This window comes from Streptomyces misionensis, from assembly GCF_007896895.1.
Lineage (GTDB): Bacteria > Actinomycetota > Actinomycetes > Streptomycetales > Streptomycetaceae > Streptomyces > Streptomyces misionensis_A.
Map to the genome: position 1 here is coordinate 55,048 of NZ_VOGW01000193.1, position 14,815 is coordinate 69,862.

A 14,815-nucleotide genomic window follows, 5' to 3' on the forward strand; every position below is an offset into this window, starting at 1 on the left:
GCTTCTGCCCCCTGACCACCCCCCGCCCGCCTTCTGGTGGCGGCTAGGACGCCGCCTCCTTCCGGGACCCTCCCATCTACGACGCACTGGTGGCCGAGCGGGGAACCCCGCAGAGCGCCCCGAGCCGGGGCCCCGCGCGGCCACCAGTGAGTCGTAGATGGGAGTGTCCCGGAAGGAGGCGGAGTAATAGCCGCCACCATAAGTGGAGCGGGGGGAGGTCATGGCACATAAGTTAAGCCCACGATGTGCTGGTTGGGGAGACCGATAAGAGGGTTGTTTTCCGTGTCGGCGGTGACCGGCGATCCCCAATCCGGGCGAACTGACGGAAAAGGGGTAGCGATCAACGTATGGATCGTGTAAGTGCCGGATTTTTCAGCGGGGTTACCGGCGGTTGACCGGCGATCTTCCTGCGTCTTTCCCCGTCCCGCCCGCAGGGGCTCGGCATGGCCGGGAACAGGCTGGGCAGGAAGGGATGATCCGGACGTCCGCGGACAGCGCGGAGCGCAGGCGAGGGGGCCCCATGTCCATGCTGAAGGGATCGAACACACCGGTTCCGGCCACCGCCCTCCATGTCGAGGTGGGCCGGCGACACGGTCCCGGCGTGCCCGGCGCGAGCACCTCGGCGCTGCTGCTCGCCGCCGGGAAGGTGCGCTCCGCCGCCGACGTCGTCCACCGCGACCGGCCCGCCCACCCCTCGGGCGCGGTGCGCCACGCGGGGGAGCGGGCGCGGGGCCCGCTCGCCGTGGAGACCCTGTCCGTCGATCTCCCGCGCGTCGAGGCCGCGATCGAGCGGATCGTCTTCGCCGTGTCGGCCGACGGCGGCACGTTCGGACAGGTCCCCGACCTGTACATCGAGGTGAGCGACCCGGTGACCGGCCGGGTCGCCGCCCGCTTCGACGAGGTGGGCGCGAGCGTGGAGACCACGCTGCTGCTCGGCGAGCTCTACCGGCGCCAGGGCGGCTGGAAGTTCCGCGCCGTCGGGCAGGGGTACGACAACGGACCCGAGGGTCTGGCGGCGGCCTTCGGCGGCACCGCGGACGCGTCACGGCCGGCGGCCGGCCGCCCCGCGCCCCCGGCCCGCCCGTCCAGGGTCACCCTCACCAAGTCCGCGCCCTCCGTCTCGCTCGCCAAGCAGGGCGGCACTTCCGGTGTCCTGCGGGTGAACCTCAACTGGCAGGCGCGGCAAGGGTTCTCGGGGCGCGGTTCACACCGGGGCGGCGGGCCGGGCGACGTCGATCTCGACCTGTGCGCCCTGTACGAACTCGCGGACGGCCGCAAGGGAGTGGTGCAGGCGCTCGGCAACTCCTTCGGATCGCTGCACCGGCCGCCGTACATCCACCTCGACGGCGACGACCGCACCGGGGCCGCCGAGGGCGGCGAGAACCTCACCCTCAACCTCGACCACCGGCGGGAACTGCGGCGCGTCCTCGTCTTCGTCACCGTCTACGAGGGCGCGACCTCCTTCGCCGGGCTGCACGCCACCGTCACCCTCCGGCCGCAGCACGGCGCCCCCGTCGACTTCGCCCTGGACGAGTGCACCGTCCCGTCCACGGTCTGCGCCCTCGCCCTGATCACCGACGACGGCGGCGATCTCGTCGTCCGGCGCGAGGCCCGCTATCTCGTGCCCGAGCGCGGGGTGAGCCCGCAGCGGACCGTGGACCGCGCCTACGGCTGGGGCATGAACTGGACGCCCGGCCGCAAGTAGAGGCCGCCTCAGCCCTCGTCCGGCACGGCGTCGGGCCGGGTGTACGTACGGCCCTTCCAGGCGGCCCCGCGCCCCCGGTAGTGCTGCACGGCCGAGTCCACCGTCATCAGCAGGTACAGGAACGCGGTGTACGGCAGCAGCGGAGCGAGCCAGAGGGACTGCCGGTAGTGGCGCAGCATCGGCGTGTACGTGCCCGCCATCACCGCCCACGCCAGCGCGCCGGCGAGCGCCGTCGCCGCGCTGCCCGCCGCCGCGCCCACGACCACGGCCACCGGCGGCACCAGGTACACCAGTGCCAGACCCGCCACCGTGCCGAGCAACAGCGGCGGGCTGTGCCGCAGTTGGGCGTAGGCGCTGCGCGAGACCATCCGCCACAGGTCGTGCAGGCGCGGATAGGGCCGCACGCTGTCCACCCGGTCGGCGAGGCCCAGCCAGACCCGCCCGCCCGCGCCCTTCACCGCGCGGGCGAGGGCCACGTCGTCGATGACCGCGTGCCGGATGGCGTCCGGGATACGGGCCCGCTCCGCCATGGCGGTCCGCAGCAGCACGCAGCCGCCCGCCGCGGCCGCCGTGCGCGAACCCTCGCGGCCGATCCACCGGAAGGGGTACAGCTGCGCGAAGAAGTACACGAACGCCGGCACCACCAGCCGCTCCCACCGGCTCTCCACCCGCAGCCGCGCCATCTGCGACACCACGTCGAAGCCGCTGCCGGCCGCCGCCACCAGTTCGCGCAGGCTGTCCGGGGCGTGCGCGATGTCCGCGTCCGTCAGCAGCAGGTACTCGGGCTGACGCGCCCGGGCCAGCGCGATGCCGTGCCGCACCGCCCACAGCTTGCCCGTCCAGCCGGCGGGCGGCTCGCCCGGCGACGTCACCGTGAGCGGCAGCCCGCCGTGCCGCCGGGACAGCTCGCGGGCCAGTTCCCCGGTGCCGTCCGTGCTGCCGTCGTCCACCAGGAAGACCTCCGCCCGTCCCGGATAGTCCTGCGCCAGCAGCGACGGCAGGCTCGCGGGCAGCACGCCGGCCTCGTCCCGGGCCGGTACGACCACGCAGACGGACGGCCACGAAGCGGGCTCCCGGCGCGCCGGCAGCCGCACGTCCGTGCGCCAGAAGAACCCCTGGCACAGCAGCAGCCAGCACCAGGCGGCCAGCGAGACGACGGTGATCCACAGGAAGGCACTCACGGCCGCAGTCTGCCCCACCCGAGCCGTTCACATGAACGGATCGTCTATCGTGGCCGGGTGAAGATCGCGCTCATGGACTCCGGAATCGGCTTGCTTGCGGCCACCGCCGCGGTACGGCGCCTGCGGCCCGACGCGGATCTCGTTCTCTCCCTGGACCCCGACGGCATGCCCTGGGGACCGCGCACCCCCGAGGACCTCACCCGGCGCGCGCTGGACGTCGCCGAGGCCGCCGCGGCCCGCCGTCCCGACGCGCTGATCGTCGGCTGCAACACCGCCAGCGTGCACGCCCTGCCCGCGCTGCGCGCCCGCCTGGAGCCCGGCATCCCGGTGATCGGCACCGTACCGGCGATCAAGCCGGCCGCGGCCGGCGGCGGCCCCTTCGCGATCTGGGCGACCCCCGCCACCACCGGCAGCGCCTACCAGCGCGGACTCATCGAGGACTTCGCCGCCGGGGTGCCGGTGACCGAGGTGCCGTGCTGGGGGCTCGCCGAGGCCATCGAACACGCGGACGAGGCGGCGATCGAGGCGGCCGTGACCGCGGCGGCCGCGCTGACGCCCGACGACGTGACGACCGTCGTCCTCGGCTGCACCCACTACGAACTGGTGGCCGAACGCATCCGCGCCGCCGTCCAGCGCCCCGGCGCCGCCCCGCTGGTCCTGCACGGCTCGGCCGGCGCGGTGGCCGCCCAGGCGCTGCGCCGCCTCGGCGAGCAGCCGGCCACCGGCGCCCCCGCCGACGGCGGCCTGACCGTGCTGCTCAGCGGGCGCGAGGGCGAGCTCCCGGCGGCCGCGCTGCACTACGCCGAGGGCCGGCTGCTGCCGGCGGTGGGACGGTTCGCCGACCGTCGGTGAGCCGGCGTCCCGGCCGCGGGGCGGACCGCCGCATGGCGCAGTCACGCTCCGGGAGCCGGTACCCACGCGGCGAAACCTGAGTAACCTCATAACCATGAGGGACCATCCCCACGCCGAGGACACCCCCACCCCCGAGATCTGGACCGGACGCGCCACCAACCGGGTGCAGTGGCTGCTCGCCCTGGTCGGAGCGGCCTGCCTGGCCCTGGGGATCAAGCTGGCCGTGGACTCCGCCTGGACGTCCTCCGTCCCCGCGCTCGCGATGTCCGTCGTCGGCTGCATCGCCGCCGGTCTGCTCGTCCTCTTCGGCACGCTCGCCTTCGTGCACGTGGACCTCAGGCTGGACCGCGAGTGCGTCGAGGTGCGCTGCGGCCACATCGGCCTGCCCCGCAGGCGCATCCCGCTCTCCCATGTCGCGGGCGCCGACTTCACCGACCTGGTGACCCCGCGCCAGTGGGGCGGCTGGGGCTACCGCTGGCGTCCCGAGAAGGGCACTGCGGTCGTCGTGCGCCGGGGCGAGGGCATCGTGCTGAACCTGTGGGACGGGCACACCTTCACGATCACCGTGGACAACGCGGAGTCCGCGGTGCGGATCATCAGGGCCCGGCTGCGCTCGATCACGCCGGGCACGGCGGCCTGACGGCCCGGCGCGCGCGGCCGGCCCCCGGACCGTGGCTGTCGACGCCGAGAGCGGCCGCCGTACACTCACCCGGGTGACCGTCACCGCTACTTCCGTGGACCAGCCGGACCGGCTCCGGCCGTCCTCCGCGCCCGGCGCCCTGCGACGCCGGCTCTCGGGCCTGGTCCCGGCCGTCGCCGCCGCGCTGTGCGGAGTGCTGCTCTACGTGAGCTTCCCGCCGCGTCCCCTGTGGTGGCTGGCCCTGCCCGCGTTCGCCGGGTTCGGGTGGGTGCTGCGCGGCCGTGGCTGGAAGGCGGCCCTCGGCCTCGGCTACCTCTTCGGCCTCGGCTTCCTGCTGCCCCTGCTGGTGTGGACCGGTGTGGAGGTCGGCCCCGGGCCCTGGCTGGCGCTGGTCGCCGTGGAGGCGGTCTTCGTCGCGCTGGTCGGCGTGGGCGTCGCCGCCGTCGGCGCGCTGCCGGCCTGGCCGGTGTGGGCGGCGGCGGTGTGGATCGCGGGCGAGGCCGTACGGGCGCGCGTGCCCTTCCGGGGCTTCCCCTGGGGCAAGGTCGCGTTCGGACAGGCGGACGGCGTCTTCCTGCCGCTGGCCGCGGTCGGCGGCACGCCGGTACTGGGCTTCGCGGTCGTCCTGTGCGGATTCGGGCTCTACGAACTGATCCGCGTCGTCGCCGAGCGGCGCCGGTCCGGGACCGTGCGGCGGGCCACGGCCGCGGCGGCGCTGCTGAGCGTGGCCGTACCGGTGGCGGGCGCGGTCGCCGCGCGGGCCCTGGTCAGCGACAAGGCCGAGGCCGGCACCCGCACGGTCGCCGTGATCCAGGGGAACGTGCCGCGCTCCGGGCTGGAGTTCAGCGCCCAGCGCCGGGCGGTGCTCGACCACCACGTGCGCGAGACCCTCAAGCTCGCCGCCGACGTCAGGGCGGGCAAGGTCCCCAAGCCCGACTACGTGCTGTGGCCGGAGAACTCCTCCGACATCGACCCCTACGCCAACCCCGACGCCGCCGCCGTCGTCAACGAAGCGGTCGACGCGATCGGGGTGCCCGTCTCCGTCGGCGCCGTCGTCGAGAGGAACGGCAAGCTGCTCAACGAGCAGATCCTCTGGACCCCCGCCAAGGGCCCGACACAGACCTACGACAAGCGGCAGATCCAGCCGTTCGGCGAGTACCTGCCGCTGCGCGGGCTCGTCGGGGCCGTCAACAAGGACTGGACCGGCATGGTCCGCCAGGACTTCAGCCGGGGCGCGAAGCCCGGTGTGTTCGACATGGACGGCGCCAAGGTCGGCCTCGCCACCTGCTACGAGGCCGCCTTCGACTGGGCCGTGCGGGACACCGTGACACACGGCGCCGAGATGATCTCCGTACCGAGCAACAACGCGACCTTCGACCGCAGCGAGATGACCTACCAGCAGCTCGCCATGTCCCGCGTCCGCGCCGTCGAGCACAGCCGCACCGTGACCGTGCCGGTGACCAGCGGGGTCAGCGCGGTCATCATGCCGGACGGGAAGATCACCCAGAGGACCGGCATGTTCGTGCCCGCCTACCTGGAGCAGAAGGTGCCGCTGCGCACCTCCACCACGCCCGCCACCGAGCTGGGTGTCCTGCCGGAGGCGGCGCTCGTGCTGGTCGCGGTGGGCGGCCTCGGCCTCGTGGCCGGCCGCCGGGTGCGGCGGGCGGGCGGGGCGGCCGGTTAGGGTCGCCCCCATGGCTACTCCTGACTTCATCCGCGCGCTGCGGGCCACGGCCGGCCGGCAGCTGCTCTGGCTGCCCGGGGTCACCGCGATCGTCTTCGACGACGAGGGCAGGGTGCTGCTCGGCCGGCGCTCCGACACCCGGAGATGGTCGGTGATCGGCGGCATCCCGGAGCCGGGGGAGCAGCCCGCGGACTGCGCCGTGCGCGAGGTCCACGAGGAGACGGCGGTGCACTGCGTGCCCGAACGGGTCGTCCTGGTACAGGCGCTCCAGCCGGTCACCTACGAGAACGGCGACGTCTGCCAGTACATGGACATCACCTTCCGCTGCAAGGCGGTGGGCGGCGCGGCCCGGGTCAACGACGACGAGTCCCTGGAGGTCGGCTGGTTCGCGGTGGACGCCCTGCCCGACCTGCACGACTTCGCGCTCTTCCGGATCAAGCAGGCCATGGCGGAGGAGCCCACCTGGTTCGCTCCCGCGACGCCCGGCTGAGGCGGCACCGCCCGGGCCGCTCGCTTAGGGTCGGGCCATGACCACGAGCGCCCAGCCCCCCGCCCTCGATCTCGTCGGCCGTACGGCCCTGGTCACCGGTGCCGCGAGCGGTATCGGCCGCGCCTGCGCGCTGCGCCTGGCCGCCGCGGGCGCCCGGGTCAGAGCCGTCGACCGGGACGAGGAGGGGCTGGCCCGGCTGGCCGAGGAGGCCGGGGGCGGCGCGGACCTCGCGGGCGCCGTGCTCCCGCACGTCCTCGACCTGACCGACCTCGACGCGGCCGAGGCGGCCGCCGCCGGCACCGATGTGCTGGTCAACAACGCGGGGCTGCAACTGGTGCGGCCCATCGAGGAGTTCCCGCCGGAGGTCTTCCACACGGTGCTGACCGTGATGCTGGAGGCGCCCTTCCGGCTCGTCCGCGGCGCCCTGCCGCACATGTACGCGCGGGGCTGGGGCCGGATCGTCAACGTCTCCTCGGTGCACGGCCTGCGCGCCTCGGCGTTCAAGTCCGCCTACGTGGCCGCCAAGCACGGCCTGGAGGGACTGTCCAAGACGGCCGCGCTGGAGGGCGCCGCCCACGGTGTCACCTCCAACTGCGTGAACCCGGCGTACGTCCGCACCCCGCTGGTGGAGAAGCAGATCGCCGACCAGGCACGGGCGCACGGCATCCCGGAGGAACGCGTGCTCACCGAGGTGCTGCTGAAGGACAGCGCGGTGCGCCGGCTGATCGAGCCCGAGGAGGTCGCCGAGGCGGTGGCCTACCTGTGCGGCCCGCAGGCGTCCTTCGTCACCGGCACGTCCCTGGTCCTGGACGGCGGCTGGACGGCCCACTGAGCGCGGACGGCCCGCCGACCGGGGGACGGCCGGCCCTCACCCACCGGTGAGTTCCCGGCCCGTGACCACCTCGGACTCGATCCGGACGAGCACATCGTCACGGACCGGCATCCAGGAGTCCGGTCCGCCGGCCGGGCGCGGCGCGTGGGCGTCGGCGTCGGTGAGCAGACAGGCGCGGCCGGTGACGACCACGCTCCAGCCGGAGCGGGTCGCCGCGTCGAACTCGTCCGCCTCGAAGGCGACCACGGCGCCGTCGATGGCGCGGACCAGGTCCGAGCCGGCCGAGGTGCGCAGCAGCACGGAGGAGTCCGCGTCGAGGCAGAAGTTGACCGGGAGGACCGCGGGAAGCGCCTGCTTGGTGTACACGACCCGGCCGACCGGCACCCTGGCCAGCAGGCGCAGGCACATCTGCCTGTCGAGTGCGCGAAAGCCGTCGTTCTGGAGCACCGCTCCATCGTCCCCGCAGGGGCCCGGCCCGCATAGGGCCGGTCGGCCCTTGTCCGCGGGTCCGCGGGTCCGCCGGTCCGCCGGCACTTCGAGGAACCGGCTCCCTCCGCCGCCCTCGACGCGGCGTACGAGATCGTCCGATCGTCCGCGGTCACACCTTCAGAGTGAACCAGGTCGTCTTCCCCTCGTCCGTCGGGCGCACGCCCCAGCTGTCGGCGAGGGTGCGGACCAGGAACAGGCCCCGGCCGGACTCGTCGTCCCCGGTGGCGTGCCGGGGCCGGGGGAGCTGCGGGCTGTGGTCGCCGACCTCCACGGTGAGGTCCGTGGCGGTACGGCACAGCCGCAGCCCCACCGGACCCTCGGCGTGCTGCACCGCGTTGGTGAGGATCTCCGACAACAACAGGAGCGCGTCGTCGGCCGGTTCCGCGCACTCCCAGGAGACCAGCGTCCGGCGTAGGAAGGCCCGGCCCTGCGGGACGGCGGCGGCGGTCGCCGGCAGCTCCGTGGTGACGGCGGCCAGCGGCGCCGCCGGGAGCTGGGCGAACAGCAGGGTAACGTCGTCGTCATGGCCGTCGGCGTCCGGCAGCAGCTCGGCCAGCACGTGGTCGGCGGCCGCCTCCAGGCTGGTGGAGCGCGGGAAGAACGCGTCCAGGACGGCGGTGAGTTCACCGATCCGGGCCTCGATGTCACTGCCCGGCGTCTCGATCAGACCGTCCGTGTACAGCACGAGCGTGGCACCCGGAGCGATGTGCGAGCACGACTGCTCGTACAGCACCCCGCCGACCCCGAGCGGGGCGTTGACCGGCGCGGGCAGCGCGCGCACGCCCTCCCAGGGGCCGACGACCAGGGTCGGCAGATGCCCGGCCGAACAGACCGTGACGGTGCCGTCGTCCGGGGCGACGACCAGGTAGCAGCAGGTGACCAGCTGGTCCGGCACGTCCAGGTCGGCGACCACGGAGTCCAGGGACTGCATCAGCTGGCGCGGCTGCATGCCCGTCTTGGCCAGCGCGTGCGCCGCCGAGCGCAACTGGCCCATCACGGCGGCGGCTTCGAGGCCGCGGCCCATCACGTCGCCGATGAGGACGCCGACCCGCCCGGCACCCAGCGGTATCAGGTCGAACCAGTCGCCGCCGACCCCGGCGCCCTGGGTGGCCGGCCGGTAGCGGCTCGCGGTGGCCAGGCCGGGCAGCGCGGGCGGCGTCCCCATCAGGCTGCGCTGCAAGGTCAGGGCGATGTGCCGCTGCTGCTCCAGCAGAGCCGTCAGCTCCGCCTCCACCTGCTTGCGGTCGCTGATGTCCCGCACGATGGCACACGCCCCGACGACCTTGCCGCCGGTGTCCCGGGTCGGCCACAGCGTGACGTCGACGTCCAGCAGCGAGCCGTCCTTGGTGACCCGCAGCGTCTCGAAGTGCTCGACCTTCTCCCCCTTGCGCAACCGTTCGAGCAGAACCCAGATGTCGTCCTGGAGTTCGGCCGGCGCGAGCATGGACACATGGCGGCCGATGGCCTCCTCGGCGGAGTAGCCGTACAGCCGGGCGGCCGCGGCGTTCCAGTACGTGATCTCCCCGTCCAGGGTCTTGGCGAGAATGGCGTCCTGGGAGGACTCCACCAGGGCGGCGAGTTCGTTGATCCGGGCCTCGGCCGCCTTGCGGTCGCTGACGTCGCGCACGGCGGCGGAGACCAGCAGCCCGTCCGCCGTCTCCAGCGGGCTCAGACTGATCTCCACGGGGAACTCGCTGCCGTCCTTGCGCAGCCCGTGCAGTTCGAGGCCCGCGCCCATGGGACGCACCTGCCGGTTGGCGGCGTAGCCGTCGCGGTGCCGGGTGTGGTGGCCGCGGAAGCGGTGCGGTACCAGCAACTCCACGGGACGGCCGAGCAGTTCCTCGCGCCGGTAGCCGAACAGGGCCTCGGTCTGGGCGTTGACCAGCCGGATCATCCCGGTGTCGTCCACGATCACCATGGCGTCGGGCGCCGCCTCCAGCAGCCCGCGGAACCGCTCCTCGGCCGTCGACGGGCCGCCCTGCGGCAGCCGGGCGCCGCAGCCGCACCGCCGGGGGGCCGCGGGGCCCGCCGCACAGGCCCGCTCGTCCACGCAAGCATTCATGTCCACCCCGCCAAGTCGCTCGTGCTGCTATGGACATCCCAGCGCAACCGGCCCACCACCGCCGTGCGTTGTCGCGTCCTGGCCGGAACACGCGGTAGCGGTGGGCGAACCCGTGCAGGACCGGTCGCCGGCCGGGCACAAGCGGTCGCGCCCGTCATTGTGCCCTTCTCAGGGCCGGTCGGCCCCGTTCCGGGACCCTCCGGCCCCTGACCGCCGGGCGCCGCCGCCGCGAGGCTTGGGGCGATCCCGCAGGGGACGCCCGACAACAGGAGGTGGACGTCATGTCCCGCACCGTCACCGTGGGCCTCGACGGCTCCCCCGAGAGCCGCACCGCCGCCGAGTGGGCGGCCCGCGAGGCGCGTCTGCGCGGCCTGCCGCTGCGGCTGGTGCACGTGTGGGAGCCGGTGACCGAGCCCATGGCACAGGACCCGCTGATCGGTGTGGCCACCCGCCGGCACTGGACCGAGCGGATTCCGCGCGAGGCGGCCGGGGAACTGCGGCTGCGCCACCCCGGCCTGGAGGTGCGCTCCGAGCACCAGGACGGCTTCCCGGGCGAGGTGCTGGCGGCGGTCGCCGAGGACTCCGAGCTGCTCGTCCTCGGCTCGCGGGGCCTGGGCCGCATCGGCGGCCACCTGGTCGGCTCCGTCGGGTTCTCCGTGCTCTCGCGCGCCGGGCGGCCGGTCGTGCTGGTGCGCTCGGGGTGGCGGCCCGACGGCGAGGGCGCCGGGGGGCCGGTCGTCCTCGGCGTGGACACCACCGCGCCCGACGACGCCGTGTTCGCGTTCGCCTTCGAGCAGGCCGAGCGGCGCGGCACGGCGGTGCGGGCCGTGCGCACCTGGAGCATGCCGCCGTACTACGTCTACGGGTTCGCCGCCGACCCCACCTTCGACCGGGAGTGGGCCGGCCAGGAGGCGGCGGCGCTCACCGAGGCGCTCACGCCGTGGCGGCAGAAGTACCCGGACGTCCGGGTGACCGAGGAATGCGGCTACGGCAGCGCGTCCCTGCAACTGGTCGAGGCCTCGCACGACGCCTCCCTGGTGGTCGTCGGCCGGCGCCGGCGCCCGGCGTCCTTCGGCACCCACATCGGTCCCGTCACCCACGCCGTGCTGCACCACGCCACGGCCCCGGTCGCGGTCGTACCGCACGACTGAGCCCGACGGCGGACGCGAGCCGTCGCACGCCCCGCCCGGAACCTCCCGGGCGGGGCGTGCGACGGTGTCGCGCGTGCGAGGAGACGCACCGGAGCCGTCGGTGAGGGGTGCCGACTCCGGTGCGGGACAAGGGGTTCGAGCATCGACGGGGCTCAGGCCGTGCCGCCGCGCCACGGCGGCGGCACGGCCGCCCGGCGGGCCCGCCGGGCGCGGTGGGTGACGCGGTCGGTGCGGCAGCGCAGCCGGTCCTGGAGCCGGTCGGCCAGCTCCCGGGCGCCGGCCTCGCGGGCATGCGCGACGACGAGCCGGCCGCCCACCCGGATCTCGGCCCCCGCCGACCAGGGCTGCGCGACGTGATGGGCGCCGGCCCGGCTGATCCGGATCTCGCCGCTCACCGGCGGCAGGCCCGGCCGGCCCAGCACGGCCCGGATCTTCTCCCGGAAATAGGCGAGATCCTCCTCGCTCACCTCGCCGTCGGCCCGTACCCGCACGGCGGTGGCGGTCCCGGGTGCCGTGACGCCGGTCTCCCTGGCAGCCATGTGCTCCACTCCTTCCGGTCCTTGCGTGCCGATCGTCCGGTGCTGCGCCCTCAGCCTCCCGCGTGCGCCGCCCCCGGCCCCAGGGCCGCCCGGCCCGGTGACCGGGGCCGGTGGTCCCGGACGTCCTCGGCTCCCGGTGTTCGCACCGGCCTCGGCGGCGCGCGGGCTGCCCTTGTGAGCCCTGTACGCGCCCCCGGCCCCGCGAGCAGACTGCGGGACCTCCGAGGAAGGCAGGTGGTCACCGTGCTGTTGCGTCTGCCCGCGTCCGTGTCCGAAGCGCAGGAGTGCCTGGCCGAGGGGGCCGTCCCGGTGGGCGGGGCGACGCTGGTGTGGGCCACCTGGCAGCGCGACGGATTCCCCGAACTCGCCATGTCGCTGCGGCGGTTGCCGGAGGCCAACGTCATCGGAGCGGAGACGCTCGGCGCCGCCGTGCTGCTCGGCGGGATCGACGGCCGGGTCCCCGACGCGCTGCGCCTCGCCGCCGCCGGCGTGGGCACCGGAGCCGTCCGCCGCACCGCGACGGTCGGCGGCAACCTCGTCGGCAGCACCCTGCGCTGCCTGCTGCCCGCGGCGCTGGTCCTGGACGCCCGGGCCACGGTGCTGGAACCGGACGGCGTCCGGGAGACGGACCTGGCCGAAGTGGTGGCCAAGCGCCCGCTGTTGCTGGCCCTGCGCTGGCGCGCGCCGCTCGCCTGCGCGTACCGCAAGCTCCCCGCCGTCGCGGGCGGTCCGCCGCCCCTGGTGGTGGCCTCGGCCCTGCACCGGGGCGACGGCGCCGCGGCGCGTGTCCGGGTCGCCGTACGGGACGGCTACGACGTGCTCGACGCCGAGGCCGCGACCGGCACCGACCCGGAGGAGACCCTGCGCTCCCTGCGCGCCACCGCCCTCGACGGGCTGCCCGCCGCCGCGTGGGCGGTCGTCCGGCCCCAGGTGCGCGGCCTGCTGACGGGCACGCGCTAGATCTTTCGTTCGGATCAGGCCGGATCAGGGAGCCCGGCATGATCCAAACGAGAGGCCCTAATACTCCAGCGGCAGCACACGGGCGATGAGCAGGGCGACGTCGTCGTGGCCCGCCGGGTGCCGCAGCTCGCGCAGCAGCCGGTCGCAGGTGTCCTCCACGGAGCGGTACGGCGGCGCCAGCAGCCGCAGCAGCTCCGCGAGCCGGACGTCGATCGGGTCGTCGCGGGTCTCCACCAACCCGTCGGTGTAGAGCACCAGTTGGTCGCCGGTTCGTAGTCGGTGCGAGGTGGACTCGAAGGGCACACCGCCGACGCCCAGCGGGGTGCCGGTGGGCAGGTCGAGCAGGCGCGGCGGGCCGTCGGAGGGGATCAGGACGGGCGGCAGATGTCCGGCGGAGGCCACCTCCAGTCGGGACCGGCGGGGGTCGTGCACCGCGTACACGCAGGTGGCGATGTAGGGATCGAGGCCGAGGGTGATCCGGTCGAGGTGGGTGAGGATCCGCGCCGGGTCGAGATCGAGGTCGGCCAGCGTCGAGGTGGCGGTGCGCAGCCGGCCCATGGTGGTCGCGGCCGGAATGCCGCTGCCCATGACGTCGCCCACCGCCAGGGCGGTGCGGTCGCCGTCCAGCGGGATGACGTCGTACCAGTCGCCGCCGACCTCGCTCAGTGCCTGCGCGGGCCGGTACCGGGCGGCCACCTCCAGCCCCGGATGGCAGGGCGAGAGCCGCGGCAGCAGGCTGCGTTGCAGGGCCTCGGCGGTGCGGCGGGTGTGGTGGTGCAGTACGGCGTTGTCGATGCTCAGCGCGGCACGCGAGGCGAGTTCGCAGGCCAGGGCGAGGTCGTCGTCGTCGAACGGCACGGGATTGCGGGCGCGGGCCAGGCTCATGACGCCGACGCACTGGCCGCGGGCGATCAGCGGCACGGCCATGTCGGTGTGCACCCCGGCCTGGGCGAGCAGGCGGGCGGCCTCGGGATCGGCGGCGACGCGGCCCACCTCGCGGCTCTCCAGGTGGGTGATCAGCAGCGGACGGCCGCTGCGGATGCACTGGGCCGCCGGATGGTCCGCGTGGTAGGCGGTGAGCCGGCCCGGCGGTACGAACGCCCCGACGGCGTCGGTCGAGTAGGCGGTCTTCACCGCGAGCGCGCGGAACAACGGCGGCCCCTCGCCCGGGTCCGTGCGGGCCGTGCGCAGCATGCTGTCCAGCAGGTCCACCGCGACCATGTCCGCCAGCTCGGGCACCAGGACGTCGGCCAGCTCGCGCGCCGTCCGCTCCACCTCCAGGGTGGTGCCGATGCGGGCCGCGCCGGTGGCCGTCAGCCGCAGTCGCCGCTGGACCCGCTCGACCTCCCGGGCGGCCCGGTACCGCTCGGTGTCGTCCACCGCCACCGTGGCGATGCCCAGCGTGTGCCCCTGGTGGTCCTCCAGCCGGTACAGCGACATCGTCCACGCGTGATCGCTGTCCGGGTCGGCGGCGGTGCGTCCCACCACCTGCCGGTTCACCACCGGCACCCCGGTCTCCAGCACCTCGCGCATCGAGGCCTCGACCGCCCGGAACGGGGCTCCGGACAGCACCTCGTCGAAGCGCCTGCCGACGTGGTCGGCCTCGGGCACACCGTGCATGGCCGCCAGGGCCGGGTTGACGACGACGTAGCGCAGCGCGGGGTCGAGGACGGACAGCCCGATCGGGGCCTGGGTGACCAGCCGGGCGGAGAGGGCGGCGTCGCGCTCCACCCGGCGCAGGGTGGAGCGGTCGGTGGCCAGGCCCAGCGCGTAGTGGGCGCCGAGGTGGTCCGTGAGCCGCATGTTGCGGAACTCGACGGTTCTGGTGCTGCCGTCCTTGTGCCGGATCGGGAACGCCCCCGCCCAGCCCCGGCCGCTCTCCATCACCTCGCCGAACAGGTGCAGCGCCGCCTTGCGGTGCTCGGGGCGCAGCAGCAGCGGCGCCGCGTACTGTCCGACCGCCTCCGCGCGGGCGTAGCCGAACAGCTTCTCGGCCTGGGGACTCCACATGTCGATCCGGCCGTCCGCCTCCAGCAGCACCGCGGCGACACCGAGCAGATCCAGCAGACTCGTCGGCTCCGAGGCCGCCTCCAGGGCCGGTTCCCGTCCGTCGGGGTGCCACGTCCCTCCGCTCATCGCGCTCCCTCCTTCCGCCTGTCCCCCCTTCCGCCCCTGCCCGGACCGGAGCCTCACCTACGTCTACCCGCACGGAAGATCCGCAGCGGCCTCA

General features: G+C 74.6%; 13 protein-coding genes and 2 pseudogenes. 9 read left to right on the forward strand and 6 right to left on the reverse strand.

Features of this window, described 5'->3' with window-relative positions; genetic code table 11:
• Positions 1–11: 11 nt before the first annotated feature.
• Positions 12–137 (forward strand): annotated as a pseudogene (locus FRZ03_RS41075) (DUF6643 family protein); the annotation flags it as partial.
• Here FRZ03_RS41075 and FRZ03_RS41080 read toward each other — a convergent pair.
• Positions 130–222: pseudogene (locus FRZ03_RS41080) on the reverse strand (DUF6643 family protein); the annotation flags it as partial. The pseudogenes FRZ03_RS41075 and FRZ03_RS41080 sit on opposite strands and share 8 nt — an antisense overlap.
• A 304-nt stretch (positions 223–526) precedes the next feature.
• Here FRZ03_RS41080 and FRZ03_RS35480 point away from each other — a divergent pair.
• Positions 527–1,705: a TerD family protein gene (locus tag FRZ03_RS35480; protein ID WP_146469218.1), complete on the forward strand. Its 1,179-nt coding sequence runs from the start codon at positions 527–529 to the stop codon at positions 1,703–1,705.
• Between the two features lie 8 nt (positions 1,706–1,713).
• On the opposite strand, the gene FRZ03_RS35485 is transcribed toward FRZ03_RS35480, so the two are convergent.
• Positions 1,714–2,904 (reverse strand): glycosyltransferase, encoded by a 1,191-nt coding sequence (locus FRZ03_RS35485; RefSeq protein WP_146469170.1) that lies wholly within the window; start codon positions 2,902–2,904, stop codon positions 1,714–1,716.
• 39 nt (positions 2,905–2,943) lie between these two features.
• Here FRZ03_RS35485 and FRZ03_RS35490 point away from each other — a divergent pair, with 39 nt between their 5' ends.
• From FRZ03_RS35490 to FRZ03_RS35510, 5 genes are all read left to right on the forward strand, one after another.
• Positions 2,944–3,738, forward strand: coding sequence for a glutamate racemase (locus FRZ03_RS35490; RefSeq protein WP_398661969.1), 795 nt, complete (start codon positions 2,944–2,946; stop codon positions 3,736–3,738).
• 94 nt (positions 3,739–3,832) lie between these two features.
• Positions 3,833–4,378 carry a hypothetical protein gene (locus tag FRZ03_RS35495; RefSeq protein ID WP_146469171.1) on the forward strand — a complete coding sequence of 182 codons (546 nt, stop codon included), beginning with the start codon at positions 3,833–3,835 and terminating at the stop codon, positions 4,376–4,378.
• 73 nt (positions 4,379–4,451) lie between these two features.
• Positions 4,452–6,062 carry an apolipoprotein N-acyltransferase gene (lnt, locus tag FRZ03_RS35500; protein WP_146469172.1) on the forward strand — a complete coding sequence of 537 codons (1,611 nt, stop codon included), beginning with the start codon at positions 4,452–4,454 and terminating at the stop codon, positions 6,060–6,062.
• A gap of 10 nt (positions 6,063–6,072) precedes the next feature.
• Positions 6,073–6,552, forward strand: a complete 480-nt coding sequence (locus tag FRZ03_RS35505) for an NUDIX hydrolase (protein ID WP_146469173.1) — start codon at positions 6,073–6,075, stop codon at positions 6,550–6,552.
• Positions 6,553–6,589: 37 nt separating this feature from the next.
• The gene (locus FRZ03_RS35510; RefSeq protein WP_146469174.1) at positions 6,590–7,384 is read left to right on the forward strand and encodes a 3-hydroxybutyrate dehydrogenase; all 795 of its coding nucleotides are present in this window, start codon (positions 6,590–6,592) and stop codon (positions 7,382–7,384) included.
• A 36-nt stretch (positions 7,385–7,420) separates the two neighbouring features.
• On the opposite strand, the gene FRZ03_RS35515 is transcribed toward FRZ03_RS35510, so the two are convergent.
• Together FRZ03_RS35515 and FRZ03_RS39625 are read right to left on the reverse strand one after the other, a co-directional pair.
• Positions 7,421–7,831, reverse strand: a complete 411-nt coding sequence (locus tag FRZ03_RS35515) for a pyridoxamine 5'-phosphate oxidase family protein (protein WP_146469175.1) — start codon at positions 7,829–7,831, stop codon at positions 7,421–7,423.
• A gap of 151 nt (positions 7,832–7,982) precedes the next feature.
• Positions 7,983–9,935 carry a PAS domain S-box protein gene (locus FRZ03_RS39625; RefSeq protein ID WP_186785800.1) on the reverse strand — a complete coding sequence of 651 codons (1,953 nt, stop codon included), beginning with the start codon at positions 9,933–9,935 and terminating at the stop codon, positions 7,983–7,985.
• Positions 9,936–10,216: 281 nt separating this feature from the next.
• Here FRZ03_RS39625 and FRZ03_RS35530 point away from each other — a divergent pair, with 281 nt between their 5' ends.
• Positions 10,217–11,086 carry a universal stress protein gene (locus FRZ03_RS35530; protein ID WP_146469176.1) on the forward strand — a complete coding sequence of 290 codons (870 nt, stop codon included), beginning with the start codon at positions 10,217–10,219 and terminating at the stop codon, positions 11,084–11,086.
• A gap of 152 nt (positions 11,087–11,238) precedes the next feature.
• On the opposite strand, the gene FRZ03_RS35535 is transcribed toward FRZ03_RS35530, so the two are convergent.
• The gene (locus tag FRZ03_RS35535; RefSeq protein ID WP_146469177.1) at positions 11,239–11,625 is read right to left on the reverse strand and encodes a hypothetical protein; all 387 of its coding nucleotides are present in this window, start codon (positions 11,623–11,625) and stop codon (positions 11,239–11,241) included.
• Positions 11,626–11,868: 243 nt separating this feature from the next.
• On the opposite strand from FRZ03_RS35535, the gene FRZ03_RS35540 reads away from it, so the two are divergent.
• Positions 11,869–12,585 (forward strand): FAD binding domain-containing protein, encoded by a 717-nt coding sequence (locus FRZ03_RS35540; RefSeq protein ID WP_146469221.1) that lies wholly within the window; start codon positions 11,869–11,871, stop codon positions 12,583–12,585.
• Between the two features lie 57 nt (positions 12,586–12,642).
• Here the strand turns inward: FRZ03_RS35540 and FRZ03_RS35545 are convergent, their stop codons facing one another.
• On the reverse strand, positions 12,643–14,721 hold the full coding sequence (locus tag FRZ03_RS35545) for a SpoIIE family protein phosphatase (protein ID WP_146469178.1): 2,079 nt from the start codon (positions 14,719–14,721) through the stop codon (positions 12,643–12,645).
• Between the last annotated feature and the right edge of the window lie 94 nt (positions 14,722–14,815).